Consider the following 26236-nt stretch of genomic DNA (forward strand, 5'->3'; position numbering starts at 1 on the left):
TGAATGACTGCCGCGGGTAAAATACCGCGCATCTTTGATTTGCCTGTTATGCCGTAGCACCCGAAGGTGAAATTCATGATTTGCCAGTCATTGTGTGGCTATCTTCTGCCATTTTCGGGCAAAAAACAAAATATACCTTCATTGCTCGATTGTCACCCTTTCTGCGAACGAAAATCGCCGTTGGGCAATGTAAAGTCGCACATTATAACTATTTCGTCGCAATTGGCAGCTAAATACTGGTCTTATCAGGGAAGATAATCAACCCGAAACATAAAAAGGACATTACCTGTTTTGCGTTTTGCAATCGACCGCACAGTTCACCAAACTAGCGCCACCACTGGCGAAACTTCCGGTAACGCAACGCTAAAAGGGCTAACGCTAATGCCGCGTAGATGACCGGTTGCGGTGATAAAATCTTTACCGACCACAGGTAATGTATGGGAGCCAGGATCGCGACAAGATAGACGACGTTATGCAGTGTTTGCCAGCGTTTGCCCAATTTACGCTGCGCAAATTGCGTTGAGGTCAACGTCAGCGCCAATAACACCAGCCAGCTAATGATCCCAAGCGTCAAATAAGGGCGTGAAATCAACTCGCTTCCTAACAGCGCCAGGTTATGTATCCCCAGTTCCAGTAAGGCATAGCTGGTTAAATGCAGCGTAGCCCAAACGAAACACCATAACCCCAACAGGCGGCGTGTGCGTATCAATAATGGCTGTTTAGCGTAGCGCGCCAGCGGTGAAACCAGCAAGGTGGCGAGCAAAAATTTGAGCGCGGTTCTGCCGGTAAAGTGTTGGATATCCTTTACCGGGTCTGCGCTGAGTCCACCGTGATTTATCGCCCAAAAGAGCCACAGAAGCGGCAAAAAACCGGCAAGATGCAGACAAACTTTTAGCCAGGTTATCTGTTTTGCTGTCAGACGCACTTAAAAATTCTCCCGCAAATTGAGACCGCGATACAGCGAAGCGACTTCATTGGCATAGCCGTTAAACAGCAGCGTCGGCTGCCTTTGCACATCAAGGATACCGCCTGAACCAATAAAGCGTTCGGTAGCCTGAGACCAGCGTGGATGATCCACATGCGGGTTCACATTGGCGTAAAAACCATATTCGTTGGGAGCCGACAAATTCCAGGTGGTTGGGGGACGTTCGCGGGTGAGTTTAATGCTGACAATAGATTTAATACCTTTAAAACCATACTTCCATGGAACGATGAGTCGAATAGGCGCGCCGTTTTGCGGGGGTAACGCCTTACCATAGACGCCAACGGTCATCAGAGTCAGCGGATGCATGGCTTCGTCCAGACGTAGCCCTTCGACGTAAGGGTATTTCAGTCCGCCGCCAATAAAGCGATCTTTCTGTCCTGGCATATCATCCGGCGCGTATAGCGTTTCGAATGCCACATATTTAGCGTGGCTGGTGGGCTGTGCCTGCGCGAGTAGCTTATATAAAGGGAAACCAATCCACGGCACGACCATGGACCACGCTTCGACGCAGCGCATTCGATAGATACGCTCTTCTAATGGGAAACGATGTGTTAAATCGTCGTAATCCAGCGTAAATGGCTTCGCGACTTCCCCGCTGATTTTCAACGTCCACGGTTCGGTTTTCAGACTTCCGGCATTGGCCGCCGGGTCGGCTTTATCAAGGCCAAACTCATAGAAATTGTTGTAGCCCGTCACCTTATCTTCCGGCGTTAACGCTAAATCGCTTCGCCAGGCGGCAGGCTGACTAAACTCAAGCGGTTTACCGGCAGGCGCTTTCGGACGATCGTTGCCTTTAAACCAACTGAAGAGATCGGCCTGCGCCGTTGAGGGTAAGGATAAGGCGGCCGCGCTGATGCCTAATGCTTTTAGCACCTGTCGGCGCTGCATAAAAAAAGCCGATTCCGCAGTCACATCGGCTTCTGTTAATGGACGTATCTTTTTCATCACAGACTCCCGGTCTACCCACCACAACATGGCGTGTAGTGAATATGACAGGGAGTGTGTCAATGTGTAAAAATAAATAGTTAATTAAGTGTAAATTTTTTTATACGTGACGTTATTTTATCTTCACCAGCGTACGGCCCTGAACCTGATTATTGATGATGGCATCGGCGAACTTCGGCGCATCCGCCAGCGTAATCTCTGTGGCGGCCTGAGCATAGAACGATTCCGGCAGATCCTTAACCAAACGCGCCCAGGCTTCTGCGCGACGTGCCGGTGGGGTCATCACCGAGTCCACCCCTTGCAAACGCACATTACGCAGAATGAATGGCATAACGGTGGTCGGCAGCGCGAAGCCGCCCGCCAGGCCGCAGGCGGCCACGCAACCGCCATAGTTCATCTGTGCCAGCACTTTCGCCAGCACTTTATCGCCAACGGTATCAATTGCACCGGCCCACAGCTGTTTTTCCAACGGGCGAGATTCAGCAAACTCATCGCGGCTGAGAATACGGTTAGCTCCCAGGCTCTTAAGATAGCCGTGGGTGCTTTCACGTCCTGATACTGCTGCAACCTGATAGCCCAGCTTATGCAGTAATGCAACGGCAGTGCTGCCCACGCCGCCGCTGGCGCCGGTGACGACAATCTCACCGTCTTGCGGGCGAATACCTGCATCTTCAAGCGCCATGACGCACAGCATGGCGGTAAAACCGGCGGTGCCGATGATCATGGCGTTACGGCTGCTCAGTCCCGCAGGCAGCGCGACCAGCCAGTCACCTTTAACGCGTGCGCGTTCGGCCAGGCCGCCCCAGTGGTTTTCGCCCACGCCCCAGCCAGTCAGTAGTACTTCCTGGCCTGCATGAAAGCGAGGATCTTCGCTTGCGTGAACGGTGCCGGCGAAATCAATACCAGGAATCATCGGAAAATGACGGATAATTTTCCCTTTTCCGGTGATAGCCAGAGCATCTTTATAATTCAGGCTGGACCAGTGGACATCCACCGTCACATCACCTGCCGGCAGTTGACTCTCTTCGAGATGTTGCACGGATGCGAGGGTTTTACCGTCCTGCTGTTCTAAGATCAACGCCTGCATAACCTGTCCTCACTTTACATGGTAGATTGGAAAAATAGCTACGAAGACTATACTCGCTAATTAAAACGTGATGCCGATGCAACGCAATAAATTGCCAGATAGATCCATTTTGGTAGTATGCCTGCTTCATTGCGCGCCGTGGCGAATTCCGCCTTCAGATTCGCTTTTTCATACTGTTTATAACCGTCGGAGTTAACTCAAGGATGCGATTAACGACGAAATTCTCAGCTTTTATCACGCTGCTCACGGGGTTAACGATCTTCGTGACTCTGATAGGTTGCTCGCTAAGCTTTTATAACGCCGTACAGTATAAGTATGTCAGTCGTGTGCAGGCGACGGCGACAGCCATTGATACGCACCTGGTGACCCATGATATTGTCTCGCTGACGCCGCAAATCGACGAGCTCATGATCGCTTCCGATATTGTGCGTGTCGATCTGTTGCAGGGGGAGCGCAGCGTCTACAGCCATTCTCGTGCCAGAGGTTATCGGCCAGCCGGCACCAGCGACATGTATCGCGAGCTGGTCGTACCGCTGATAAAACATCCAGGAATGTCGCTACGTCTGGTTTATCAGGACCCGATGGGTAATTATTTTCACTCACTGATCACCACGGCGCCGCTGACGCTGGCGATCGGTTTTATCGTTCTGATTTTGTTTTTATCGGTGCGCTGGCTGCAGCGGCAGCTTTCCGGGCAGGAGCTTCTGGAAATTCGCTCAACGCGTATTCTGAACGGCGAACGCGGGGCGAATGTCCGCGGTTCTGTTTACGAATGGCCAGCGCGCACCAGTAGCGCGCTTGATGTATTGCTTTCCGAAATTCAGTTTGCTCACGAACAGCGTAGTCGCCTGGACACCCTCATTCGCTCCTACGCCGCGCAGGACACCAAAACCGGACTCGGTAACCGTCTGTTCTTTGATAACCAGCTGGCGACGCTGCTGGAAGATCAGGAAAAAGTGGGAGTGCATGGCGTGGTGATGATGATCCGCTTGCCAGACTTCAATCTTCTGCGCGACAGCCTGGGAGGCAATCAGGCGGAAGAGCAGATGTTTATGCTTATCAATCTGCTATCGACATTTATTATGCGTTACCCAGGCTCGCTGCTGGCGCGTTATCACCGCAGCGACTTTGCCGTGCTGCTACCACATCGAACGCTGAAAGAAGCGGAAAGTATTGCCGGACAACTTTTAAAAGCTGTCGATGCGCTACCGGCTAACAAAATGCTCGATCGTGACGATATGGTACATATCGGCATTTGCGCCTGGCGCAGCGGACAGTCCACCGAGCAGGTGATGGAACATGCTGAAGCCGCGGCGCGGAATGCCGCCCTGCAGGGGGGAAATAGCTGGGCTATCTACGACGACACTCTGCCGGAAAAAGGGCGCGGCAATGTGCGCTGGCGCACATTGATTGAGCAGATGCTGAACCGGGGCGGACCGCGACTTTATCAAAAACCGGCGGTCACGCGAGAAGGTCGCGTGCATCATCGGGAATTGATGTGTCGCATCTATGACGGTAAAGAAGAGGTGAGCTCGGCGGAATATATGCCGATGGTGTTGCAATTTGGTTTATCGGAAGAGTATGACAGATTACAAATTAGCCGCCTGATTACGTTGCTGGGCTACTGGCCGGATGAAAATCTGGCAATGCAGTTGACGGTTGAGTCGCTGATTCGTCCGCGTTTTCAGCGCTGGTTGCGCGATACGTTAATGCAGTGTGAAAAATCACAGCGAAATCGCATAATTATTGAACTTGCGGAGGCAGATGTTTGTCAACACATCAGCCGGTTACAACCCATCCTTCGCTTAGTCAATGCGCTTGGCGTTCGGGTGGCGGTGACACAGGCGGGTTTGACGCTGGTTAGCACGAGCTGGATTAAAGCGCTCAATGTGGAATTACTCAAGCTGCATCCGAGTCTGGTCAGAAACATTGAGAAGCGAACGGAAAACCAGCTTCTGGTTCAAAGTCTGGTAGAGGCCTGCGCGGGCACGCCTACGCAGGTTTACGCGACGGGCGTCCGTTCGCGCGGCGAGTGGCAGACGCTGACAAAACGCGGCGTGGCTGGCGGGCAGGGTGATTTTTTTGCCTCCTCCCAACTACTTGACACAAACGTGAAAAAATATTCGCAAAGATACTCGGTTTAACCTGCCGTTTAATTTGTTTTCACGTAGAATAACGCGCGCTGCGCCTCATGGGGGTGTGCTTGTCTGCTCGCCAGATTGTTGCAGCAAATATGCAGGTGAATGACCTTTGACAGGTTGCAAACGAAGGCGAGGATTGCTGCTGATTTTTTCAGCCCTGAGGGACTCAGGCCGAGATTTGTAACAAAGGAAACGAACTGCACTAATTTTCACCGTAGCAGATGATTTTTGCGCCTTGTCGCTGCTGCGTGTGGTTGGTAAAGTAAGCGGATTTTGTTTTCCGCCCCAGCTTTCAGGATTATCCCTTAGTATGTTGAAAAAATTTCGTGGCATGTTTTCCAATGACCTGTCCATTGACCTGGGTACCGCGAATACCCTCATTTATGTAAAAGGACAAGGCATCGTATTGAATGAGCCTTCCGTTGTGGCCATTCGTCAGGATCGTGCCGGTTCGCCGAAAAGCGTGGCTGCAGTCGGTCATGATGCGAAGCAGATGCTGGGCCGTACGCCGGGCAATATCGCTGCGATCCGTCCGATGAAAGACGGCGTTATCGCTGACTTCTTTGTGACCGAAAAAATGCTCCAGCACTTTATTAAACAAGTGCACAGCAACAGCTTTATGCGCCCAAGCCCGCGCGTACTGGTATGCGTGCCGGTCGGCGCGACGCAGGTAGAACGCCGCGCGATTCGTGAATCCGCTCAGGGCGCAGGCGCCCGTGAAGTCTTTTTGATCGAAGAGCCAATGGCGGCCGCGATCGGCGCAGGTCTGCCAGTTTCTGAAGCAACCGGTTCAATGGTTGTGGATATCGGTGGTGGTACCACTGAAGTTGCCGTGATCTCCCTGAACGGCGTGGTTTACTCTTCTTCTGTCCGTATTGGTGGTGATCGCTTCGACGAAGCCATCATTAATTACGTTCGTCGTAACTACGGTTCTCTGATCGGTGAAGCCACCGCAGAACGTATTAAACACGAAATCGGTTCCGCTTATCCGGGCGACGAAGTCCGCGAGATCGAAGTGCGTGGCCGTAACCTGGCGGAAGGCGTTCCACGCGGCTTTACTCTGAACTCAAACGAGATTCTGGAAGCGTTGCAGGAACCGTTGACCGGTATCGTCAGCGCGGTAATGGTGGCGCTGGAACAGTGTCCGCCGGAGCTGGCGTCAGACATCTCCGAGCGCGGTATGGTGCTCACCGGCGGCGGCGCGCTGCTGCGTAACCTTGACCGTCTGTTAATGGAAGAGACGGGCATTCCTGTCGTGGTTGCTGAAGATCCGCTGACCTGTGTGGCGCGCGGCGGCGGCAAGGCGCTGGAAATGATCGATATGCACGGCGGCGACCTGTTCAGCGAAGAGTAGTTGGATACGGGCAGGATTATCCCTGGATTGTCCTGCCTCTCCGACGCGAGAATACGCATAGCCTATGAAGCCAATTTTTAGCCGTGGCCCGTCGCTACAGATTCGCCTTATTCTGGCGGTGCTGGTGGCGCTCGGCGTTATCATTGCCGACAGCCGCCTGGGGACGTTCAGTCAAATCCGAACGTACATGGACACTGCCGTCAGTCCTTTCTATTTTATTTCAAACGGCCCTCGTGAACTGCTCGACAGCGTGTCACAAACGCTGGCTTCTCGCGACCAGCTTGAGCTGGAAAACCGGGCGCTGCGCCAGGAATTACTGCTAAAAAACAGCGACCTGCTGATGCTGGGGCAGTACAAACAGGAGAACGCGCGGTTGCGCGAGCTGCTGGGGTCGCCGCTGCGTCAGGACGAGCAGAAAATGGTGACGCAGGTTATTTCAACGGTTAACGATCCTTACAGCGATCAGGTCGTTATCGATAAAGGCAGCGTTAATGGCGTATATGAAGGTCAACCGGTCATTAGCGACAAAGGCGTCGTAGGGCAGGTTGTCGCCGTGGCGAAACTGACCAGCCGCGTGTTGCTGATTTGCGATGCGACTCATGCGCTGCCGATTCAGGTACTGCGCAATGACATCCGCGTGATTGCCGCCGGTAACGGCTGTACTGACGATCTTCAGCTTGAACATCTGCCCGCCAATACCGATATTCGCGTCGGCGATGTGCTGGTAACGTCCGGACTTGGTGGGCGTTTCCCGGAAGGGTATCCGGTGGCGGTGGTCTCCTCCGTCAAGCTGGACACTCAGCGCGCCTATACCGTCATTCAGGCACGTCCAACCGCGGGTTTGCAGCGTTTGCGCTATCTGCTGCTGTTGTGGGGAGCCGATCGTAACGGCGCCAATCCGATGACGCCGGAAGAGGTTCACCGCGTCGCCAATGAGCGCCTGATGCAGATGATGCCGCAGGTGTTGCCTTCTCCGGATGCGATGGTGCCGCCGGCGCCAGTGCCGGACCCGGCGACGGGGATTACTCAGCCATCTGCGGGCCAGACGGCGCCGGTATCAACGCAACCATCGCCTTCGGGCGCGACCACGCCGCCTGCGCGTGCGCCGGGAGGGTAATGGTGGCGAGCTATCGTAGCCAGGGGCGCTGGGTTATCTGGCTCTCTTTTCTTATTGCGCTGTTGCTGCAAATCATGCCCTGGCCGGACGACATCATTGTTTTCCGGCCAAACTGGGTTTTGCTCATCTTACTGTACTGGATTCTGGCCCTGCCGCACCGCGTAAATGTGGGGACGGGATTTGTGATGGGTGCCATACTTGATCTCATCAGCGGTTCCACACTTGGCGTGCGCGCTCTGTCGATGAGTATTGTCGCCTATCTGGTCGCTCTGAAATTCCAGCTCTTCCGTAACCTGGCGCTCTGGCAGCAGGCGCTGGTGGTAATGTTGCTTTCACTGGCCGTGGACATTATTGTTTTCTGGGCCGAGTTTTTAGTGATCAACGTCTCTTTCAGACCGGAAGTGTTCTGGAGTAGTGTAGTCAATGGCGTGCTGTGGCCCTGGCTCTTTTTGCTGATGCGTAAAGTACGCCAGCAGTTTGCTGTGCAATAAAGGTCGATATGACAACTCTGTATCTTGCTTCCGGTTCCCCGCGTCGCCAGGAATTATTGACTCAACTTGGATTTTCATTCGAGCAGGTCGTGCCTGGTATTGAAGAGCAACGGCGTGCTCAGGAAAGCGCGCAGCAGTATGTTGTTCGGCTGGCACGCGAAAAGGCGCAGGCTGGCGTGGCGCTGGTTCCCCGTGATCTGCCGGTGTTGGGCGCGGATACGATAGTCGTGTTAAACGGCGAGGTGCTGGAAAAGCCGCGCGACGCCGCTCATGCCGCAGAAATGCTGCGTTTGCTTTCCGGAAATACGCATCAGGTGATGACTGCTGTTGCGCTTGCGGACTCGCAGCAGACGCTGGATTGTGTGGTGGTAACGGAGGTGACTTTCCGCACGCTTTCTGCGCAGGATATTACTGGCTATGTCGCCAGCGGCGAGCCTTTAGATAAAGCAGGTGCATACGGTATTCAGGGGCAGGGTGGCTGTTTTGTCAGGAAGATAAATGGCAGCTACCACGCCGTGGTCGGCTTACCGCTGGTTGAAACGTATGAGTTGTTGAGTCATTTTAACGCACTGCGTGATAAAAGGGATAAACATGACGGCTGAATTGTTGGTAAACGTAACGCCATCGGAAACGCGCGTGGCGTACATTGATGGCGGTATTCTTCAGGAAATCCATATTGAGCGCGAAGCGCGACGCGGAATCGTAGGCAATATCTACAAAGGTCGTGTAAGTCGTGTACTTCCAGGTATGCAGGCGGCTTTTGTAGATATTGGGCTGGATAAAGCCGCATTTCTTCATGCTTCCGACATTATGCCGCATACCGAATGCGTGGCGGGCGACGAGCAAAAACAGTTTACCGTGCGCGATATCTCCGAACTGGTGCGTCAGGGACAGGATCTGATGGTGCAGGTAGTGAAAGATCCGCTCGGCACGAAAGGCGCGCGTTTGACCACGGACATCACGTTGCCCTCCCGTTACCTTGTTTTTATGCCCGGCGCGTCACACGTTGGCGTTTCCCAGCGCATCGAAAGCGAAAGTGAACGCGAGCGCCTGAAAAAGGTGGTGGCGGAATACTGCGACGAACAGGGCGGGTTTATTATCCGTACCGCAGCGGAAGGCGTGTGTGAAGAGGATCTCGCGTCTGACGCCGCCTATCTCAAGCGCGTCTGGACGAAAGTCATGGAGCGCAAAAAGCGTCCGCAAACGCGCTACCAGATGTATGGCGAACTGGCGCTGGCGCAGCGCGTGCTGCGCGATTTCGCCGATGCGCAGTTGGACCGAATTCGCGTCGACTCACGTCTGACCTATGAGTCGCTGCTGGAGTTTACCGCAGAATACATCCCGGAAATGACCAGTAAGCTGGAGCATTACAGTGGCCATCAGCCGATCTTCGATCTTTATGACGTGGAAAATGAGATCCAGCGCGCGCTGGAGCGTAAGGTTGAACTCAAGTCCGGCGGTTATCTGATTATCGACCAAACCGAAGCGATGACGACGGTAGATATCAATACCGGCGCGTTTGTCGGACACCGTAATCTCGACGACACCATTTTTAATACCAATATTGAAGCGACGCAGGCCATTGCCCGCCAGCTACGCCTGCGTAATCTGGGCGGCATTATCATTATCGATTTTATCGACATGAATAATGAAGATCATCGCCGTCGGGTGCTGCATTCGCTGGAACAGGCGTTAAGTAAGGATCGCGTGAAAACCAGTATTAACGGTTTTTCGCCGCTGGGACTGGTGGAAATGACCCGTAAACGGACCCGTGAAAGCGTGGAACATGTGCTTTGTAACGAGTGTCCAACCTGTCATGGCCGCGGGACGGTAAAAACGGTGGAAACCGTCTGCTATGAGATCATGCGTGAAATTGTACGTGTTCATCACGCTTATGACTCCGATCGCTTCCTGGTTTATGCTTCTCCTGCGGTGGCGGAAGCTCTGAAAGGCGAAGAATCACACGCGCTGGCGGAAGTCGAAATCTTTGTCGGCAAACAGGTTAAAGTTCAGGTCGAACCGCTTTATAACCAGGAGCAGTTTGACGTCGTAATGATGTAAAAGACCGCGACCCGTACGAGCATTTGCAGGCCGGATAAGGCGTTCACGCCGCCGTCCGGCAAAGCAAGGTTGTGAGTCGTATTTTTTGGCAGACAAGGAGAGACGCGTGAGGCGATTGCCGGGGATTTTATTGCTCACTGGAGCCGCGCTCATCGTCATTGCAGCGCTGCTGGTTAGCGGGCTGCGCCTGGCGTTGCCTCATCTTGACGCCTGGCGTCCAGCTATCCTGAATAAGATTGAGTCTGTGACCGGCGTGCCGGTGGCCGCCAGCCAACTCTCCGCAAGCTGGCAAAATTTTGGCCCTACGCTGGAAGCGCATAATATTCATGCCGCCCTGAAAGATGGCGGCGAACTGTCGATAAAACGCGTTACGCTGGCGCTGGACGTCTGGCAAAGCCTGTTGCATATGCGCTGGCAGTTTCGCGACCTGACCTTCTGGCAACTCAATTTCCGCACCAACACGCCTCTTCAAAGCAGCGACGGCGAAGGCATCGAAACCAGCCGTTTAAGCGATCTTTTCCTGCGGCAGTTCGATCATTTCGATCTGCGCGATAGCCAAATCAGTTTTCTGACGCTTTCCGGACAACGCGCGGAGCTGGCGATCCCACAGCTTACCTGGCTAAACGGCAAAGAGCGGCACCGCGCCGAAGGCGAAGTCAGCCTCTCCAGCCTGACCGGCCAGCACGGCGTGATGCAGGTGCGGATGGATTTACGCGATGACGACGGTTTGCTGAATAACGGCAGAGTCTGGTTACAGGCCGACGATATTGACGTCAAGCCGTGGCTGGGCAAATGGATGCAGGATAATGTGGCGCTCCAGACGGCGCGTTTCAGTCTGGAAGGCTGGATGACGCTCAGTAAAGGTGAAATCGCCGGAGGAGACGTCTGGCTGAAACAGGGCGGCGCAAGCTGGCTGGGCGATAACACGACGCACACGCTGTCTGTCGATAACCTGACGGCGCAGATTAGCCGCGAGCAGCCGGGCTGGCAGTTTTATATTCCGGACACACGGATTACGCTTGATGGCAAACCCTGGCCGAGCGGAGCCTTAACCGTGGCCTGGCTCCCGCAGCAGGACGTCGGCGGCGAGAATCACACACGTAGCGATGAGCTACGCATTCGCGCCAGTAATCTTGAACTGGCGGGGCTGGAAGCATTACGTCCGCTGGCGGCTAAACTGTCGCCTGTGCTGGGCGAAATATGGCAGGCTACGCAGCCGAGCGGAAAGATCGCCACACTGGCGCTGGATATTCCGCTACAGGCCACCGAAAAAACGCGTTTTCAGGCATCGTGGGAAAATCTTGCCTGGAAACAGTGGAAGCTGTTGCCCGGCGCGGAACATTTTTCCGGTACGCTGGCGGGAAGCGTAGAAGACGGGCAGATGAAGGTTGCGATGCAGCAGGCTAAGATGCCCTATGAAACCGTTTTTCGCGCGCCGCTGGAAATTGAAAACGGCGTCGCGACGCTTAGCTGGTTGAAGAATGAGAACGGCTTTCAGCTTGATGGCCGCGACATTGATGTCAAAGCAAAGGCGGTACATGCGCGCGGCGGGTTCCGCTATCTGCAACCGACGGGCGACGAACCGTGGCTGGGTATTCTGGCCGGAATCAGTACCGACGATGGATCTCAGGCGTGGCGCTATTTTCCGGAAAACCTGATGGGCAAAGCGCTGGTCGATTACCTTAGCGGCGCGATTCAGGGCGGCGAGGCGGATAACGCCACGTTGGTTTACGGTGGTAACCCGCACCTCTTTCCCTATAAGCATAACGAAGGTCAGTTCGAAGTGCTGGTGCCGCTACGCAATGCGACGTTTGCTTTTCAACCCGACTGGCCGGCGCTAAAAAATCTCAACATTGAACTGGATTTCCTGAACGACGGTCTGTGGATGCGTTCGGATAGCGTCGATTTGGGCGGGGTGAAGGCCAGCAAACTCGCGGCGGCGATTCCGGATTATTCCAAAGAGAAACTGCTCATTGATGCCGATATTAACGGGCCGGGAAAAGCCGTTGGGCCTTATTTTGACGAGACGCCGCTAAAAGACTCGCTTGGCTCGACGCTGGCGGAGCTCCAGTTAGATGGCGATGTGAATGCTCGCTTACATCTTGATATTCCGCTGGATGGCGAACAGGTTACCGCCGAGGGCGATGTCTCGTTGCGTAATAACAGTCTGTTTATTAAGCCGCTAAACAGCACGCTCAAAAATCTGAACGGTAAATTCAGCTTTGTGAATGGCGCGCTAAAAAGCGGGCCGCTGACGGCAAACTGGTTTAATCAGCCGCTTAACCTGGATTTCAGTACGACGGAAGGGGCAAAAGCCTATCAGGTCGCCGTCAACCTGAACGGTAACTGGCAGCCAACGCGTATGGGCGTCTTACCGCCGCAACTGAATGACGCCCTGAGCGGCAGCGTGACGTGGAATGGTAAAGTCGGCATCGATCTTCCATATCACGCTGACACCACTTATCACATCGAGCTGAACGGCGATCTGAGAAATGTGAGCAGTCACTTACCTTCTCCGCTAAATAAACCCGCAGGCGAAGCCATTCCGGTGAACATTCAGGCTGACGGCAACCTGAAAAGTTTTGCGCTAACGGGGAGCGCAGGGAGTAAAAATCACTTTAACAGCCGCTGGTTATTAAATCAGAAGCTGACGTTGGATCGGGCTATCTGGACGACGGACAGCCGGACGATTCCGCCATTACCTGCTCAACAAGGCGTTGAGCTCAATCTGCCGGCGCTGGATGGCGCGCAATGGCTGGCGTTATTCCAGAAAGGCGCGGCGGATAACGTGAGCAGTTCGGCCGAGTTTCCTCAACGCGTCACGTTGCGTACTCCCGCGCTATCGCTGGGTGGCCAGCAGTGGAACAATTTGAGCGTTGTTTCAGCCCCCTCGCTGAACGGAACAAAAATTGAAGCGCAGGGGCGTGAGGTGAACGCCACGCTGCTCATGCGCAACCATGCGCCGTGGCTGGCGAACATTAAGTACCTGTATTACAACCCTGGCGTCGCAAAAACGCACGCCTCGTCACCAACGCCGACATCGCCGTTGGCTTCGGCGAACACGATTAGCTTCCGCGGCTGGCCGGACTTACAGCTTCGCTGCGAAGAGTGCTGGCTGTGGGGGCAAAAATATGGGCGTATTGATGGCGATTTCGCCATCAAAGGCAATACGCTGACTCTGGCGAATGGCCTGATCGATACCGGATTCGCCCGTTTGAAAGCGAACGGCGAGTGGGTGAATGCGCCGGGTAATGAACGAACCTCGCTGAAAGGTAGTCTGCATGGTAGTAACCTCGACACGGCTGCCGGGTTCTTCGGTATCTCGACGCCAATCCAGAACGCGTCTTTTAACGTAGATTACGATCTGCACTGGCGAAACCCGCCCTGGCAACCTGAGGAAGCCACGCTCAACGGGATTTTACGTACGCGTCTGGGCAAAGGCGAGTTTACTGATCTCAGTAGCGGTCATGCCGGACAGCTACTGCGGCTGCTCAGTTTTGATGCGTTGCTGCGTAAGCTGCGGTTTGACTTCAGAGATACCTTTAGCGAGGGCTTCTATTTCGACTCTATTCATAGTACCGCGTGGATTAAAGATGGCGTCCTGCATACTGACGATACGCTGGTGGATGGGCTGGAAGCGGATATTGCAATGAAAGGTTCTGTTGATCTGGTGCGTCGTCGTCTTGATATGGAGGCCGTTGTCGCGCCGGAAATTTCCGCCACAGTGGGCGTTGCCGCCGCGTTTGCCGTTAACCCGATTGTCGGCGCGGCGGTATTTGCCGCCAGTAAAGTGTTGGGGCCGCTATGGAGCAAGGTCTCCATTTTGCGATATCGCATTACCGGTCCGGTCGATGCGCCGCAGATCAACGAAGTTCTGCGCCAACCGATAAAAGAAAGCCAGCAATGATTTGACGGGGGCGAGGAATTGCCCCACTCTCAGTAAATAGTCATGCCGGACGGCGCTGCGTTTATCCGGTTTGTACAATCTAACAACGTAGTCCGGATAAGGCGTGAACCGCCATCCGGCAGAAATCAACGAGTAGCAAAAACGATGAGTCTGAACCTGGTAAGTGAACAATTGCTAGCGGCGAATGGCCTGAACCATCAGGATCTGTTCGCTATTTTGGGCCAACTGGCCGAACGCCGTCTTGATTATGGCGACCTCTATTTTCAGTCGAGCTATCACGAATCCTGGGTTTTAGAAGACCGCATCATTAAAGATGGTTCATATAATATCGACCAGGGCGTTGGCGTTCGCGCCATTAGCGGCGAAAAAACCGGTTTTGCTTATGCTGACCAGATAAGCCTCCTGGCGCTGGAGCAGAGTGCGCAGGCAGCGCGGACCATTGTACGCGAGAACGGCGAAGGCAAGGTAAAAACGCTCGCCGCCGTAGCGCATCAGCCGCTCTACACCACCCTTGATCCGCTGCAAAGTATGAGCCGCGAAGAGAAGCTGGATATCCTCCGACGCGTTGATAAAGTGGCGCGAGAAGCCGATAAACGCGTGCAGGAAGTTAACGCCAGCCTGACCGGCGTATATGAATTAATCCTCGTGGCGGCGACCGACGGGACGCTGGCGGCGGATGTCCGTCCACTGGTGCGTTTGTCCGTTAGCGTGCAGGTGGAAGAAGACGGTAAACGCGAGCGCGGCGCCAGCGGCGGCGGCGGTCGCTTTGGTTATGAGTATTTTCTTGCCGATCTCGACGGCGAGGTGCGCGCCGACGCGTGGGCGAAAGAAGCGGTACGCATGGCGCTGGTTAATCTCTCCGCGGTCGCTGCGCCAGCGGGGACGTTACCGGTGGTTCTGGGCGCCGGGTGGCCGGGCGTATTGCTGCACGAAGCGGTCGGTCACGGGCTGGAAGGTGATTTTAACCGTCGTGGGACATCTGTGTTTAGCGGTCAGATCGGCGAGCAGGTTGCCTCCGCGCTTTGCACCGTAGTGGATGACGGCACAATGATGAACCGTCGCGGCTCCGTTGCTATCGATGATGAAGGTACGCCAGGCCAGTACAACGTATTGATTGAAAATGGCGTGCTGAAAGGATACATGCAGGACAAGCTGAACGCGCGCCTGATGGGCGCTGCGCCGACCGGTAACGGGCGTCGCGAATCTTATGCGCATCTGCCGATGCCGCGTATGACGAATACCTATATGTTGGCGGGGCAGTCAACGCCGCAGGAAATTATCGAATCCGTTGAGTACGGCATCTATGCGCCTAACTTTGGCGGCGGTCAGGTGGATATCACCTCCGGCAAGTTTGTGTTCTCTACCTCGGAAGCGTATCTGATTGAAAACGGCAAAGTCACGACGCCGGTGAAGGGCGCGACGTTGATTGGATCAGGCATTGAAACGATGCAACAGATCTCCATGGTCGGCAATGACCTTAAGCTGGATAACGGGGTGGGGGTTTGCGGTAAAGAGGGGCAAAGTCTGCCGGTAGGCGTAGGCCAGCCGACGCTGAAAGTCGATAACCTGACGGTTGGCGGCACCGCATAACTGTCCGCCTTATCAGGCCTGTGGTATGTGCCCCCAGGCCTGATAAGCGCAGCGCCATCAGGCAATGTCTGCGTCGGGTGGCATCTGGCCTACAATCGTCTTCAGCAATTACCCGGTGTTTTTATTTTTCTTTCCCTCGCCCGTGCATTCCCTGAAACAGGTGTGCGACATCGACAAAATAGTCAGTTAACGCGTTAATCACTACCTGCACTTTAAGCGGCAGCTTATCTTTTTCGGTGTACAGCGCGTACACCGGACGAGGATCGGACTGATAGCGAGGCAGCAGGATCTCCAGATCGCCACGATTGATCTCATCGATCACCCACATCAGCGGCACATAGGCGATTCCGGTTCCGGCGGTCAGCCAGCGTACCAGCGTCATCGGATCGTTAGTGACGAACCGCCCCTGTGGAATCAGTCGGGTAGAAATTCCTTCCGGCGCGATAAGTTCAAACTCATTATCCGGGCGCACGCTATATTCCAGCCAGGAATGGCTACTGAGATCGGCGGGTTTTTCCGGGACGCCGTACTGAGCGAGGTACGGCTTGGCGGCGCACACAACCATCGGCATCGCGCCGAGTCGACGGGAAAACAGGCTGGAGTCTTGCAGCGCGCCCACGCGGATCACCACGTCCAGCCCGTCGGCAATTAAATCCGGAGCCGGAATTCCTGTCACCAGATTGACCGCCAGACCGGGATACTCTTTTAATAATTTTGCGGTAAGCCCGGCCAGCACATTTTGCGCCATGGTTGAAGAACAGCCGATACGCAATGTACCGATAGGCGTGTTATTAAAAGCGTAAAGCTGCTCGTGAACATCCTGCACTTCATGCAGCATACGACGACAGCCCTGATAATAGATTTTTCCAGCTTCGGTGAGCCCAATGCTGCGTGTGCTGCGGTTGAGCAATTTAACCTGAAGCTCATCTTCCAGTTTCGCCACAGTCTGGCTGATGGACGATACGCTCATTTGCAGCTGTCTGGCTGCGGCGGTAAAAGAGCCAAACTCAACAACTTTGGCGAATACCGACATTCGTTTTAATCGTTCCATTATTCACTCTGGCTTAAAAGTGATTTAGATCACATAATATAGATAACAGCATAACAATTACGTTAATATACTATTATTCGAATAAGAGCTATGTCGCTCTCGCTTGGCGTCTCTTGCCCTTCTCTGCGGCGATGTAGCTTAACAATCTATCGCCTGCTCTCTCTCAGAAATCAAGGTCAACATGAGTCTGTTTCCCGTTATCGTGGTGTTTGGTCTTTCCTTCCCACCGATATTTTTCGAATTGCTTTTGTCACTGGCTATTTTTTGGCTGGTGCGTCGGATGCTTGTGCCGACGGGCATCTATGATTTTGTCTGGCATCCGGCTCTGTTCAATACCGCGCTGTATTGTTGTCTGTTTTATTTAATATCGCGCCTGTTCGTTTGAGGTTGAAGTGAAAACACTAACAAGAAAACTCTCCCGTACGGCCATTACCCTCGTACTGGTTATTCTGGCCTTTATCGCCATTTTCCGCGCCTGGGTGTATTACACCGAATCTCCGTGGACGCGCGACGCGCGTTTTAGCGCCGATGTCGTCGCTATTGCCCCGGATGTCGCGGGCCTGATTACCCATGTAAACGTGCATGATAACCAACTGGTGAAAAAGGATCAGGTCCTGTTTACCATCGATCAGCCACGCTATCAAAAAGCGCTGGCGGAAGCGGAAGCTGATGTAGCCTATTATCAGGTCCTGGCGCAGGAAAAACGCCAGGAAGCCGGTCGCCGTAATCGCCTCGGCGTACAGGCGATGTCCCGGGAAGAGATCGATCAGGCGAACAACGTCTTGCAGACGGTACTGCATCAACTGGCTAAAGCCCAGGCGACGCGCGATCTGGCTAAACTCGATTTGGAGCGTACCGTCATTCGCGCGCCTGCCGACGGCTGGGTGACTAACCTCAATGTTTATGCCGGTGAATTTATTACCCGCGGTTCCACAGCCGTCGCCCTGGTGAAAAAGAACTCTTTTTACGTGCAAGCCTATATGGAAGAGACCAAGCTGGAAGGCGTGCGTCCGGGATATCGTGCCGAAATAACGCCGCTTGGCAGCAACCGGGTATTAAAAGGTACCGTCGATAGCGTGGCGGCAGGGGTAACGAATGCCAGCAGTACCAGCGATGCGAAAGGGATGGCGACGATAGACTCTAACCTCGAATGGGTGCGTCTGGCCCAGCGTGTCCCGGTGCGCATCCGGCTCGACGAGCAGCAGGGGAATTTGTGGCCTGCCGGTACGACGGCAACCGTCGTGATCACCGGTAAGCAGGATCGTGACGCAAGCCAGGACTCCTTCTTCCGTAAACTGGCGCACCGGCTGCGCGAATTCGGTTAATCGTCATGGGCATTTTCTCCATTGCCAACCAGCACATTCGTTTTGCGGTAAAGCTGGCGTGCGCCATTGTGCTGGCATTATTTATCGGCTTCCATTTTCAACTGGAGACGCCGCGTTGGGCGGTGCTGACCGCCGCGATCGTGGCGGCAGGCCCGGCATTTGCCGCCGGCGGGGAACCCTATTCCGGCGCTATCCGTTATCGCGGAATGTTGCGTATTATCGGGACGTTTATTGGCTGTATCGCCGCGCTTATCATTATTATCTCTATGATCCGCGCGCCGCTATTGATGATTCTGGTGTGCTGTGTCTGGGCCGGTTTTTGTACCTGGATCTCCTCTTTAGTACGGATCGAAAACTCTTATGCGTGGGGACTGTCAGGTTATACTGCGCTGATCATTGTGATTACCATTCAGACGGAGCCGCTACTCACGCCGCAATTTGCGCTTGAACGCTGTAGCGAAATCGTCATCGGCATTGGCTGCGCTATTTTAGCGGATCTGCTTTTCTCGCCGCGATCGATAAAGCAGGAGGTTGATCGCGAACTGGACAGTTTACTGGTAGCGCAATATCAGCTAATGCAACTTTGTATTAAGCATGGCGACAGCGAAGAAGTCGACAACGCCTGGGGCGATCTGGTGCGACGCACGGCGGCGCTGGAGGGGATGCGAAGTAATCTGAATATGGAATCTTCGCGCTGGGTACGCGCTAACCGCCGCCTGAAAGCGTTGAATACGCTTTCGCTCACGCTGATTACGCAATCCTGTGAAACTTATCTTATTCAAAACACGCGGCCGGAACTGATTACCGATACATTCCGGGAACTGTTCGAGACGCCGGTTGAAACGGTACAGGACGTCCACAGACAGTTAAAACGGATGCGGCGTGTCATTGTCTGGACCGGCGAGCGCGAAACGCCCGTCACGCTTTATAGCTGGGTAGGCGCTGCGACGCGCTATCTATTGCTTAAACGCGGCGTGATCAGTAACACCAAAATCAGCGCGACGGAAGAAGAGATCCTGCAAGGCGAGCCCGTAGTTAAAGTGGAATCCGCTGAACGCCACCATGCGATGGTGAACTTCTGGCGCACCACGCTTTCCTGCATTCTGGGGACATTATTCTGGCTATGGACCGGCTGGACATCGGGTAATGGCGCGATGGTGATGATTGCCGTGGTGACCTCGCTGGCGATGCGTTTACCCAATCCGCGCATGGTCTGCATTGATTTTATTTATGGCACTCTGGCGGCGTTGCCGCTGGGATTGCTCTATTTCCTGGTGATTATTCCCAATACGCAGCAAAGTATGCTGTTGTTATGTTTGAGCCTGGCGGTATTGGGGTTCTTTATCGGCATTGAGGTCCAGAAACGGCGTCTGGGGTCAATGGGGGCGCTGGCCAGTACGATTAACATTATTGTGTTGGATAATCCGATGACGTTCCATTTCAGCCAGTTCCTCGATAGCGCGTTGGGGCAAATAGTCGGCTGTATGCTGGCGTTTATCGTCATCCTGCTGGTGCGTGATAAATCCAAAGATCGAACCGGTCGCGTGCTGCTTAATCAGTTTGTTTCCGCTGCGGTCTCGGCAATGACGACCAACGTGGTACGTCGTAAAGAAAACCGTCTGCCTGCGTTATATCAGCAACTCTTTTTGCTGATGAATAAATTCCCTGGCGATTTGCCGAAGTTTCGCCTGGCGCTAACGATGATCATTGCTCATCAACGTCTGCGCGACGCGCCGATACCGGTTAATGAGGATCTGTCAGTGTTCCACCGTCAGCTTCGTCGTACCGCAGACCATGTTATTTCCGCCGGAAGCGATGATAAACGGCGACGCTACTTTGGTCAGTTGCTGGATGAGCTGGATATCTATCAGGAGAAATTACGTATCTGGGAGGCGCCGCCGCAGGTGACGGAACCGGTTAAACGCCTGACGGGCATGTTACATAAATACCAGAACGCGCTTACCGATAGCTAACCCACAAGAACCGATGCCAAAAGCGTCGGTTTTTTTATGACTATACTTATTTGAGATACAAAAACAGCGCAAGAGTGCTCCGGGGCTAAAAGCGTTTCTGGAAGTGAAACCTCTGCATAATGATGCTTAGTAGTAAAACAGACAATTGTCTGTCGGGGATGGTGGCTGGCTATGAATGTCTATACTTTTGATTTTAATGATATTAAAAACCAAAGCGATTTTTATCGCGAGTTTACGCAGACGTTTGGTCTTGCCAGTGAGAAAGTAAGCGATCTTGATACATTATGGGATGCGGTAATGAGCGATATCTTACCTCTACCGCTAGAGATTGAGTTCGTTCACCTGCCTGATAAACTGCGCAGGCGCTACGGGGCGCTGATTTTACTCTTTGATGAAGCGGAAGAAGAGCTGGAGGGGCGGCTACGGTTTAATGTCCGGCATTGAAAAAGCATAAAAAAGCCCCCGACAGGCGGGGGCAAGTCGTCGGGTTAGACGACGAGGGTTTACTTATACAACTCGGCGGTGGCGTGCCAGTTATCACCTTCTTTTAATTCGATGATGCGATAGCTATTAGCGCCTGCTTTTTCGGCTTTAGCGACAATCTCCTGGCGCATATCCATTGGCGTACTGCCAATCTGCGAGACGGAAATGGTGCCCATCGGTTGCAGATTCTGCGCCTGTTCCGCGTTGACCTGGTGTACTGCGGCATTTGCGCCGAAAGAGAGCAGAGTGGCCAGGCCGAGTGATGCGATAATGTATTTCGTTTTCATGGTCTTTTATTCCTTTATAGGGTCAACCTCGCGGATTAATGGGCTTTTCTTATGCGATATCTCCGCGAAGCAATGACACGTTATATGCGATGGCAGGTGAATTTTATTTGTACAGTTCGGCAGTGGCGTGCCAGTTGCTGCCGCTACGCGCTTCGGTAATGTGGTAGGCTGTAGCGCCTTGTTCATCCGCTTTTTTGCTCAGCATGGCGTTCATATCCATAGGCGATGAGCCGATAGCGCTGACTGAAACCGATCCGATTGCTTCACGGTTTTGCGCTTGCTCTGCGCTGATAGGTTCTGCGGCGAAAGCGCCAAAAGAGAGAACGGACAGAATACTTAATGTTGCAACAGTGGTTTTGATTTTCATGATTTTTACCTCGTCGAATTCCTTTACTGGGGTCTTTGTTTCGTGACCCTCATCACAAAATTAAGTATACACTAATCACGCGATTAATTAATACCACGCTAATTGTTTCTGCTTTTTAAAGACATTAAAAATTTTATTTTTTATAACGTTATGGAATTAAAATTGCTGTTTTTCGCCGCTTTCATTTAAAAAATAAAATAAAATCAATGGGTTAATAAATTTGACATTTTGTGCGTTTTTTTGATTTGTCATTCATGTGGTGAATGTTTAAGGGCATGATTTGCCAAATGATAGCCGTACAGGAAAGCGGCGAGGGGAGGGGACAAAAAGGTGCCTCCGCCGTACGACGACGGAGGAAGTGGGACTAGAGCTCTTGTTCAAAAAGTTCCAGAATGGCTTCGTACAGATCTCTTACGGAAAAGCCGCTGGCAGGCGTAGTGAAGATAGTATCGTCGCCGGCAATCGTGCCGAGAATACCTTCTGCTTTCCCCAGTGAATCCAGCAGGCGCGCAATGAGTTGTGCCGCGCCGGGGCTGGTATGAATCACCACGACAGCGTCGTTATAGTCGATATCCAGCACCAGATTTTTCAACGGACTGGATGTTGTTGGGACGCCCAGTTCAGCCGGAAGACAGTACACCATTTCCATTTTTGCGTTACGTGTACGCACTGCGCCGAACTTAGTCAACATGCGCGAGACCTTGGACTGATTGATATTTTCAAAGCCCTGATCCTGCAACGCGAGGACGATTTCGCCCTGTGAGCTGAATTTTTCTTCTTTGAGGAGCGCTTTAAACGCTCTTACTAGTTCTTCTTGTTTAGCCGAGCTTCGCATAAGTCACCCGTAATATGGCGGTAGAAACAACATTATTGTGCATACAGATGAATTTTTATGCAAACAGTCTGCCTTGTTTAAGGCTGAAATAATGTTATGAAAGAGCGGAATTTTATCAAATTTCGTTATCAAGAAACATGCCTGTGTCACGCCTCGCAAATAAGATTAAAAGTAAATTAATTGTTATCAAAATGATGTTGTTTTGAGAGGATAGTAGGGTATATTGTCACCACCTGTAGGAACGTTGCTCTCTGGTTGCAGTCGATCCGGATTACGCAAATTAAATGCATAAAAGCCAAAATTGCGCGACTCCGCATTCTTGATGAGTGAGGATTGTAATCATTGAATTTGTGAATTAAGGTCGCCGCCGCGGAGCAATAGACACTTAGCTAATCATATAATAAGGAGTTTAGGATGAAAGTCGCAGTCCTCGGCGCTGCTGGTGGTATCGGTCAGGCGCTGGCATTACTTTTAAAAAACCAACTGCCTTCAGGTTCAGAACTCTCCCTGTACGACATCGCTCCAGTGACTCCCGGTGTGGCCGTTGATTTGAGCCACATCCCCACCGCTGTAAAAATCAAAGGTTTCTCCGGTGAAGACGCAACCCCGGCGCTTGAAGGCGCTGACGTAGTACTGATTTCTGCGGGTGTGGCGCGTAAGCCGGGTATGGACCGTTCCGACCTGTTTAACGTTAACGCTGGCATCGTGAAAAACTTGGTGCAGCAGATCGCTAAAACCTGCCCGAAAGCGTGCGTGGGCATTATCACCAACCCGGTGAATACCACCGTTGCGATTGCGGCGGAAGTGCTGAAAAAAGCAGGCGTATACGACAAAAACAAACTGTTTGGCGTTACCACGCTGGATATCATCCGCTCTAATACCTTTGTCGCAGAGCTGAAAGGTAAGCTGCCAACGGAAGTTGAAGTTCCGGTGATTGGCGGACACTCCGGCGTGACGATTCTGCCGCTGCTGTCGCAGATTCCAGGCGTAAGTTTTACCGAACAAGAAGCGGCCGAGCTGACTAAACGTATTCAGAACGCCGGTACTGAAGTCGTCGAGGCGAAAGCCGGCGGCGGATCGGCAACCCTCTCTATGGGTCAGGCTGCCGCACGTTTCGGTCTTTCTCTGGTTCGCGCTCTGCAGGGCGAAAAAGGCGTGGTGGAATGCGCCTATGTGGAAGGCGACGGTCAGTATGCCCGTTTCTTCTCTCAGCCGCTGCTGCTGGGTAAAAACGGTGTAGAAGAGCGTAAATCCATCGGCACACTGAGCGCTTTCGAGCAACATTCGCTGGACGCTATGCTGGATACGCTGAAAAAAGATATTCAGTTGGGTGAAGATTTTATTAATAAATAAGCTGTTCCTGCCCGATGCCGGGGCTTTTGCTCCGGCTTCTTTGACTGTAAACAAGCCACGAAATCAAGCACTAAATCTGCTAAACTCCTCACGTCTTATCGGTTATTAACGAGAACGTCGTGAAAAAGATCCAAAGAACGCAAACCCGCGATCACATTACGCAAATGCTTCGCTATGAAATTCTTTCCGGCAATATAAAAGCGGGAGAAGAACTCGCGCAGGAAAGTATTGCGGAGCAGCTTGGTCTTTCACGAATGCCGGTTCGAGAAGCGCTACAGTCACTCGAACAGGAAGGTTTTTTAATCCGACTGCCCAACAGGCACATGCAGGTCGCGCATCTTGAGGCCGATCGCGTGAGTCATATTTTTCGCGTGATTGCCGCGATGGCCGCCGAAATGTTTTCGCTGATACCCAGCGAAGTAGGCGATGCCCTCCTGATACGTGCGCAAGCGCTGGCTGTCGCAGAAGACAAATCCTGCGAACTGGAGTGTCATGCGATGCTGATTTCTTATGTGAATAACCGCTATCTGGAAAAGGTGTATCAGCAGTTCCTGGACGGTTATGTCTCTTATGTTATTTTGCATCTGAAAAAAGATAATCAGGAGTCGGCGCAGCTTTTCGCTGAACTGGCTGACGTCATACGCCAGGGGCGGCGTGATGAGATTGGGCAAGTTATGCAGCGTTATTTCCTCTCTTTAGCAGAAATAATGCGTCAACATATGAAGGATTGGGAAAGTGCAGAAGCCTAAGTTAGGGAAGATTAAGCTTCTTTCAGCGAAAGAACAGGTCGCGGCGGTGCTGCGTAAAGCGATTCTTTCGAGGGAGTTAGTGGAAGGGCAGGAGATTACGTTAGAAGGCATTGCCGGAATGGTCGGCGTGTCCAGTATGCCAGTGCGCGAGGCGTTTCAGATTCTGGCGGCGGATGGGCTGATAAAAGTGCGCCCTAATAAAGGGGCGGTGGTGTTGGGCATCAATGAACAAACGATCCGTGAACACTATGAAATTCGCGCGCTGTTAGAAAGTGAGGCGGTGGCTAAAGCTTCTCGTCCTGGCACCGATATCTCGCGGATAGCCCAGGTGCATTATGCCGCTGAAAAGGCTCTCGCGGAAAATAACTCGGCGGAATACTCCGACCTGAATCAGGCATTTCATATGGAAATATGGAATGTTGCTGGCAACGAAAAAATGAAAATGTTGCTCTGTAATATGTGGAACGGCCTGTCGATGGGCCATAAGGTCACCGAAGAAGAGTATGCCGTGATTTCCATTCAGGAACATAAAAGTATTCTGCAAGCTCTTGAACTTCATGATGAAACATTGGCACGCCAGCGCATGCGCGAACACATTATTCGCTCGATGGAGAATATGCTGACCCGCTATGTTGGTGACCCTTCTGCCTGATCTTTTCGCCTGCGTGAGCATCGCAGGCGCTTCAACCAATTCTTCAATTCTATTAATCACGTCCAGTAACGATCTAACCACGATCTTGATGTAGATCCCACTCCTGCATCTTTCCTGAGAAACGATTTGACTTAGTTTTTGTATGGGAATAATTTCTCCCTGTCAACATTGGATACAATATCATATATCATTGATTGGATAATTATAAATATGGAACCCATTACCCTTACCTTATGTTTATTGGTGTTCGCTATCGTCATGTTTGTATGGGAAAAAGTGCCACTGGCCGTCACTTCCATGATTGTCTGCGTGGCCTTAGTGATCACCGGAGTTCTGAATATCAAACAGGCCTTTGCTGGCTTTATCGACACTAACGTCATCCTCTTTGTCGCGATGTTCATCGTGGGCGGCGCGTTGTTCGAGACCGGTATGGCAAACAAAGTGGGCGGCGTCATCACGCGCTTCGCGAAAACAGAAAAACAGCTGATCTTCACCATTATGGTGGTGGTGGGTTTGATGTCTGGCGTCCTTTCTAACACCGGTACCGCTGCGGTTTTGATTCCGGTGGTGATCGGCGTGGCGGCAAAATCGGGCTTCTCGCGTTCTCGTCTACTGATGCCGCTGGTTTTCGCCGCTGCGTTGGGCGGTAACCTGTCGTTAATTGGCGCGCCGGGAAATCTTATCGCGCAGTCTGCGCTACAGAATATTGGCGGCGGCTTTGGCTTTTTTGAATACGCAAAAATCGGTCTCCCGATGCTCATCTGCGGCATTCTCTACTTCCTGACTATTGGCTATCGCTTTCTGCCGAATAATGCGACCGGCGGTGAGGTGGGGAGCGTCGGGGAGCAACGTGACTACAGCCATGTTCCACAGTGGAAACAACGGCTCTCACTGGTGGTGTTGATCGCAACGATCCTCGGCATGATCTTTGAGAAGAAGATCGGTGTCAGCCTGGCCGTGACCGGTTGTATTGGCGCTCTTGTGCTGGTAGTAAGCGGCGTACTCACGGAAAAACAGGCCTATAAAGCCATTGATTCACAGACTATTTTTATCTTTGGCGGCACCCTGGCGCTGGCAAAAGCGCTGGAAATGACCGGGGCAGGCAAGCTGGTTGCGGACTATGTAATCGGCATGCTGGGGCAAAACTCCTCACCGTTCATGTTGCTGATCGCCGTTTTCGCCTTATCCGTTGTGATGACCAACTTTATGTCCAATACCGCAACGACAGCGCTATTGGTGCCGGTGAGTTTGTCCATTGCCGCAGGCATGGGGGCCGACCCGCGTGCGGTTCTGATGGCGACGGTCATTGGCGGTTCCTGCGCCTACGCAACCCCTATCGGTATGCCTGCCAACATGATGGTGCTCTCCGCGGGTGGCTATAAATTTGTCGACTACGCTAAGGCCGGTATCCCCCTGATTATCGTTTCAACCATTGTCAGCTTGATCCTGCTGCCAATCCTTTTCCCTTTTCATCCGTAATTAA

23 protein-coding genes are annotated in these 26236 nt (G+C 52.8%); 16 read left to right on the forward strand and 7 right to left on the reverse strand.

Annotation, left to right across the window (positions count from 1 at the left end):
* Positions 1 to 325: 325 nt before the first annotated feature.
* The 3 genes from msrQ to ABVN44_RS21070 form a co-directional block, all read right to left on the reverse strand.
* Positions 326 to 925: a protein-methionine-sulfoxide reductase heme-binding subunit MsrQ gene (gene msrQ, locus ABVN44_RS21060; RefSeq protein WP_001240053.1), complete on the reverse strand. Its 600-nt coding sequence runs from the start codon at positions 923 to 925 to the stop codon at positions 326 to 328.
* Complete coding sequence (msrP, locus tag ABVN44_RS21065; RefSeq protein WP_000723876.1) at positions 926 to 1930, reverse strand: protein-methionine-sulfoxide reductase catalytic subunit MsrP; 1005 nt, start codon at positions 1928 to 1930, stop codon at positions 926 to 928.
* Between the two features lie 112 nt (positions 1931 to 2042).
* Positions 2043 to 3017, reverse strand: coding sequence for an MDR family oxidoreductase (locus ABVN44_RS21070; RefSeq protein ID WP_001148240.1), 975 nt, complete (start codon positions 3015 to 3017; stop codon positions 2043 to 2045).
* A 203-nt stretch (positions 3018 to 3220) separates the two neighbouring features.
* Between ABVN44_RS21070 and csrD the strand changes: the two genes are divergently transcribed.
* The 8 genes from csrD (at position 3221) to tldD (ending at position 15678) form a co-directional block, all read left to right on the forward strand.
* On the forward strand, positions 3221 to 5161 hold the full coding sequence (gene csrD, locus ABVN44_RS21075) for an RNase E specificity factor CsrD (protein WP_001241381.1): 1941 nt from the start codon (positions 3221 to 3223) through the stop codon (positions 5159 to 5161).
* 307 nt (positions 5162 to 5468) lie between these two features.
* Entirely contained in the window at positions 5469 to 6512 is a 1044-nt protein-coding gene (gene mreB, locus ABVN44_RS21080; RefSeq protein WP_000913396.1) for a rod shape-determining protein MreB, read from the forward strand.
* Between the two features lie 64 nt (positions 6513 to 6576).
* Positions 6577 to 7629, forward strand: a complete 1053-nt coding sequence (gene mreC, locus ABVN44_RS21085) for a rod shape-determining protein MreC (RefSeq protein ID WP_129339417.1) — start codon at positions 6577 to 6579, stop codon at positions 7627 to 7629.
* A 2-nt stretch (positions 7630 to 7631) separates the two neighbouring features.
* Positions 7632 to 8120, forward strand: a complete 489-nt coding sequence (gene mreD / locus ABVN44_RS21090; protein ID WP_000179403.1) for a rod shape-determining protein MreD — start codon at positions 7632 to 7634, stop codon at positions 8118 to 8120.
* Positions 8121 to 8128: 8 nt separating this feature from the next.
* Entirely contained in the window at positions 8129 to 8722 is a 594-nt protein-coding gene (locus ABVN44_RS21095; protein WP_000210307.1) for a nucleoside triphosphate pyrophosphatase, read from the forward strand.
* The gene (gene rng, locus ABVN44_RS21100; RefSeq protein ID WP_000123188.1) at positions 8712 to 10181 is read left to right on the forward strand and encodes a ribonuclease G; all 1470 of its coding nucleotides are present in this window, start codon (positions 8712 to 8714) and stop codon (positions 10179 to 10181) included. Before ABVN44_RS21095 ends, rng begins: the two co-directional genes overlap by 11 nt.
* Before the next feature lie 106 nt (positions 10182 to 10287).
* Positions 10288 to 14088: an AsmA2 domain-containing protein YhdP gene (yhdP, locus tag ABVN44_RS21105; protein WP_001253502.1), complete on the forward strand. Its 3801-nt coding sequence runs from the start codon at positions 10288 to 10290 to the stop codon at positions 14086 to 14088.
* Between the two features lie 144 nt (positions 14089 to 14232).
* The gene (gene tldD, locus ABVN44_RS21110; RefSeq protein WP_000055940.1) at positions 14233 to 15678 is read left to right on the forward strand and encodes a metalloprotease TldD; all 1446 of its coding nucleotides are present in this window, start codon (positions 14233 to 14235) and stop codon (positions 15676 to 15678) included.
* Positions 15679 to 15799: 121 nt separating this feature from the next.
* Here tldD and aaeR read toward each other — a convergent pair whose 3' ends face one another.
* The gene (gene aaeR / locus ABVN44_RS21115; RefSeq protein WP_000440300.1) at positions 15800 to 16729 is read right to left on the reverse strand and encodes an HTH-type transcriptional activator AaeR; all 930 of its coding nucleotides are present in this window, start codon (positions 16727 to 16729) and stop codon (positions 15800 to 15802) included.
* 181 nt (positions 16730 to 16910) lie between these two features.
* Here aaeR and aaeX point away from each other — a divergent pair, with 181 nt between their 5' ends.
* The 4 genes from aaeX to ABVN44_RS21135 all read left to right on the forward strand — a co-directional run bounded on the left by aaeX (position 16911) and on the right by ABVN44_RS21135 (position 20471).
* The gene (gene aaeX, locus ABVN44_RS21120) at positions 16911 to 17114 is read left to right on the forward strand and encodes a p-hydroxybenzoic acid efflux pump operon protein AaeX (RefSeq protein ID WP_000051840.1); all 204 of its coding nucleotides are present in this window, start codon (positions 16911 to 16913) and stop codon (positions 17112 to 17114) included.
* Positions 17115 to 17121: 7 nt separating this feature from the next.
* On the forward strand, positions 17122 to 18054 hold the full coding sequence (aaeA, locus tag ABVN44_RS21125; RefSeq protein ID WP_000855134.1) for a p-hydroxybenzoic acid efflux pump subunit AaeA: 933 nt from the start codon (positions 17122 to 17124) through the stop codon (positions 18052 to 18054).
* 5 nt (positions 18055 to 18059) lie between these two features.
* Entirely contained in the window at positions 18060 to 20027 is a 1968-nt protein-coding gene (aaeB, locus tag ABVN44_RS21130; protein WP_000510913.1) for a p-hydroxybenzoic acid efflux pump subunit AaeB, read from the forward strand.
* A 171-nt stretch (positions 20028 to 20198) separates the two neighbouring features.
* Positions 20199 to 20471, forward strand: coding sequence for a hypothetical protein (locus ABVN44_RS21135; protein ID WP_001103887.1), 273 nt, complete (start codon positions 20199 to 20201; stop codon positions 20469 to 20471).
* A 59-nt stretch (positions 20472 to 20530) separates the two neighbouring features.
* Here ABVN44_RS21135 and yhcN-B read toward each other — a convergent pair whose 3' ends face one another.
* From yhcN-B to argR, 3 genes are all read right to left on the reverse strand, one after another.
* Positions 20531 to 20797, reverse strand: coding sequence for a DUF1471 family stress response protein YhcN-B (gene yhcN-B / locus ABVN44_RS21140; protein WP_000853277.1), 267 nt, complete (start codon positions 20795 to 20797; stop codon positions 20531 to 20533).
* A 103-nt stretch (positions 20798 to 20900) separates the two neighbouring features.
* Positions 20901 to 21164, reverse strand: a complete 264-nt coding sequence (gene yhcN / locus ABVN44_RS21145) for a peroxide/acid stress response protein YhcN (RefSeq protein ID WP_000695693.1) — start codon at positions 21162 to 21164, stop codon at positions 20901 to 20903.
* 364 nt (positions 21165 to 21528) lie between these two features.
* On the reverse strand, positions 21529 to 21999 hold the full coding sequence (gene argR / locus ABVN44_RS21150; RefSeq protein ID WP_001257852.1) for a transcriptional regulator ArgR: 471 nt from the start codon (positions 21997 to 21999) through the stop codon (positions 21529 to 21531).
* 414 nt (positions 22000 to 22413) lie between these two features.
* Between argR and mdh the strand changes: the two genes are divergently transcribed.
* The 4 genes from mdh (at position 22414) to ABVN44_RS21170 (ending at position 26232) form a co-directional block, all read left to right on the forward strand.
* Complete coding sequence (gene mdh / locus ABVN44_RS21155; RefSeq protein WP_000861586.1) at positions 22414 to 23352, forward strand: malate dehydrogenase; 939 nt, start codon at positions 22414 to 22416, stop codon at positions 23350 to 23352.
* Positions 23353 to 23471: 119 nt separating this feature from the next.
* Positions 23472 to 24101 carry a GntR family transcriptional regulator gene (locus ABVN44_RS21160; protein ID WP_000723776.1) on the forward strand — a complete coding sequence of 210 codons (630 nt, stop codon included), beginning with the start codon at positions 23472 to 23474 and terminating at the stop codon, positions 24099 to 24101.
* Positions 24088 to 24753, forward strand: coding sequence for a GntR family transcriptional regulator (locus ABVN44_RS21165; RefSeq protein WP_001171581.1), 666 nt, complete (start codon positions 24088 to 24090; stop codon positions 24751 to 24753). The genes ABVN44_RS21160 and ABVN44_RS21165 overlap by 14 nt, the downstream gene beginning before the upstream one ends.
* A 210-nt stretch (positions 24754 to 24963) precedes the next feature.
* On the forward strand, positions 24964 to 26232 hold the full coding sequence (locus tag ABVN44_RS21170; protein ID WP_000433390.1) for an SLC13 family permease: 1269 nt from the start codon (positions 24964 to 24966) through the stop codon (positions 26230 to 26232).
* Positions 26233 to 26236: the final 4 nt, after the last annotated feature.

The organism is Salmonella sp. SJTUF15570 (genome assembly GCF_043357055.1).
Lineage (GTDB): Bacteria > Pseudomonadota > Gammaproteobacteria > Enterobacterales > Enterobacteriaceae > Salmonella > Salmonella enterica.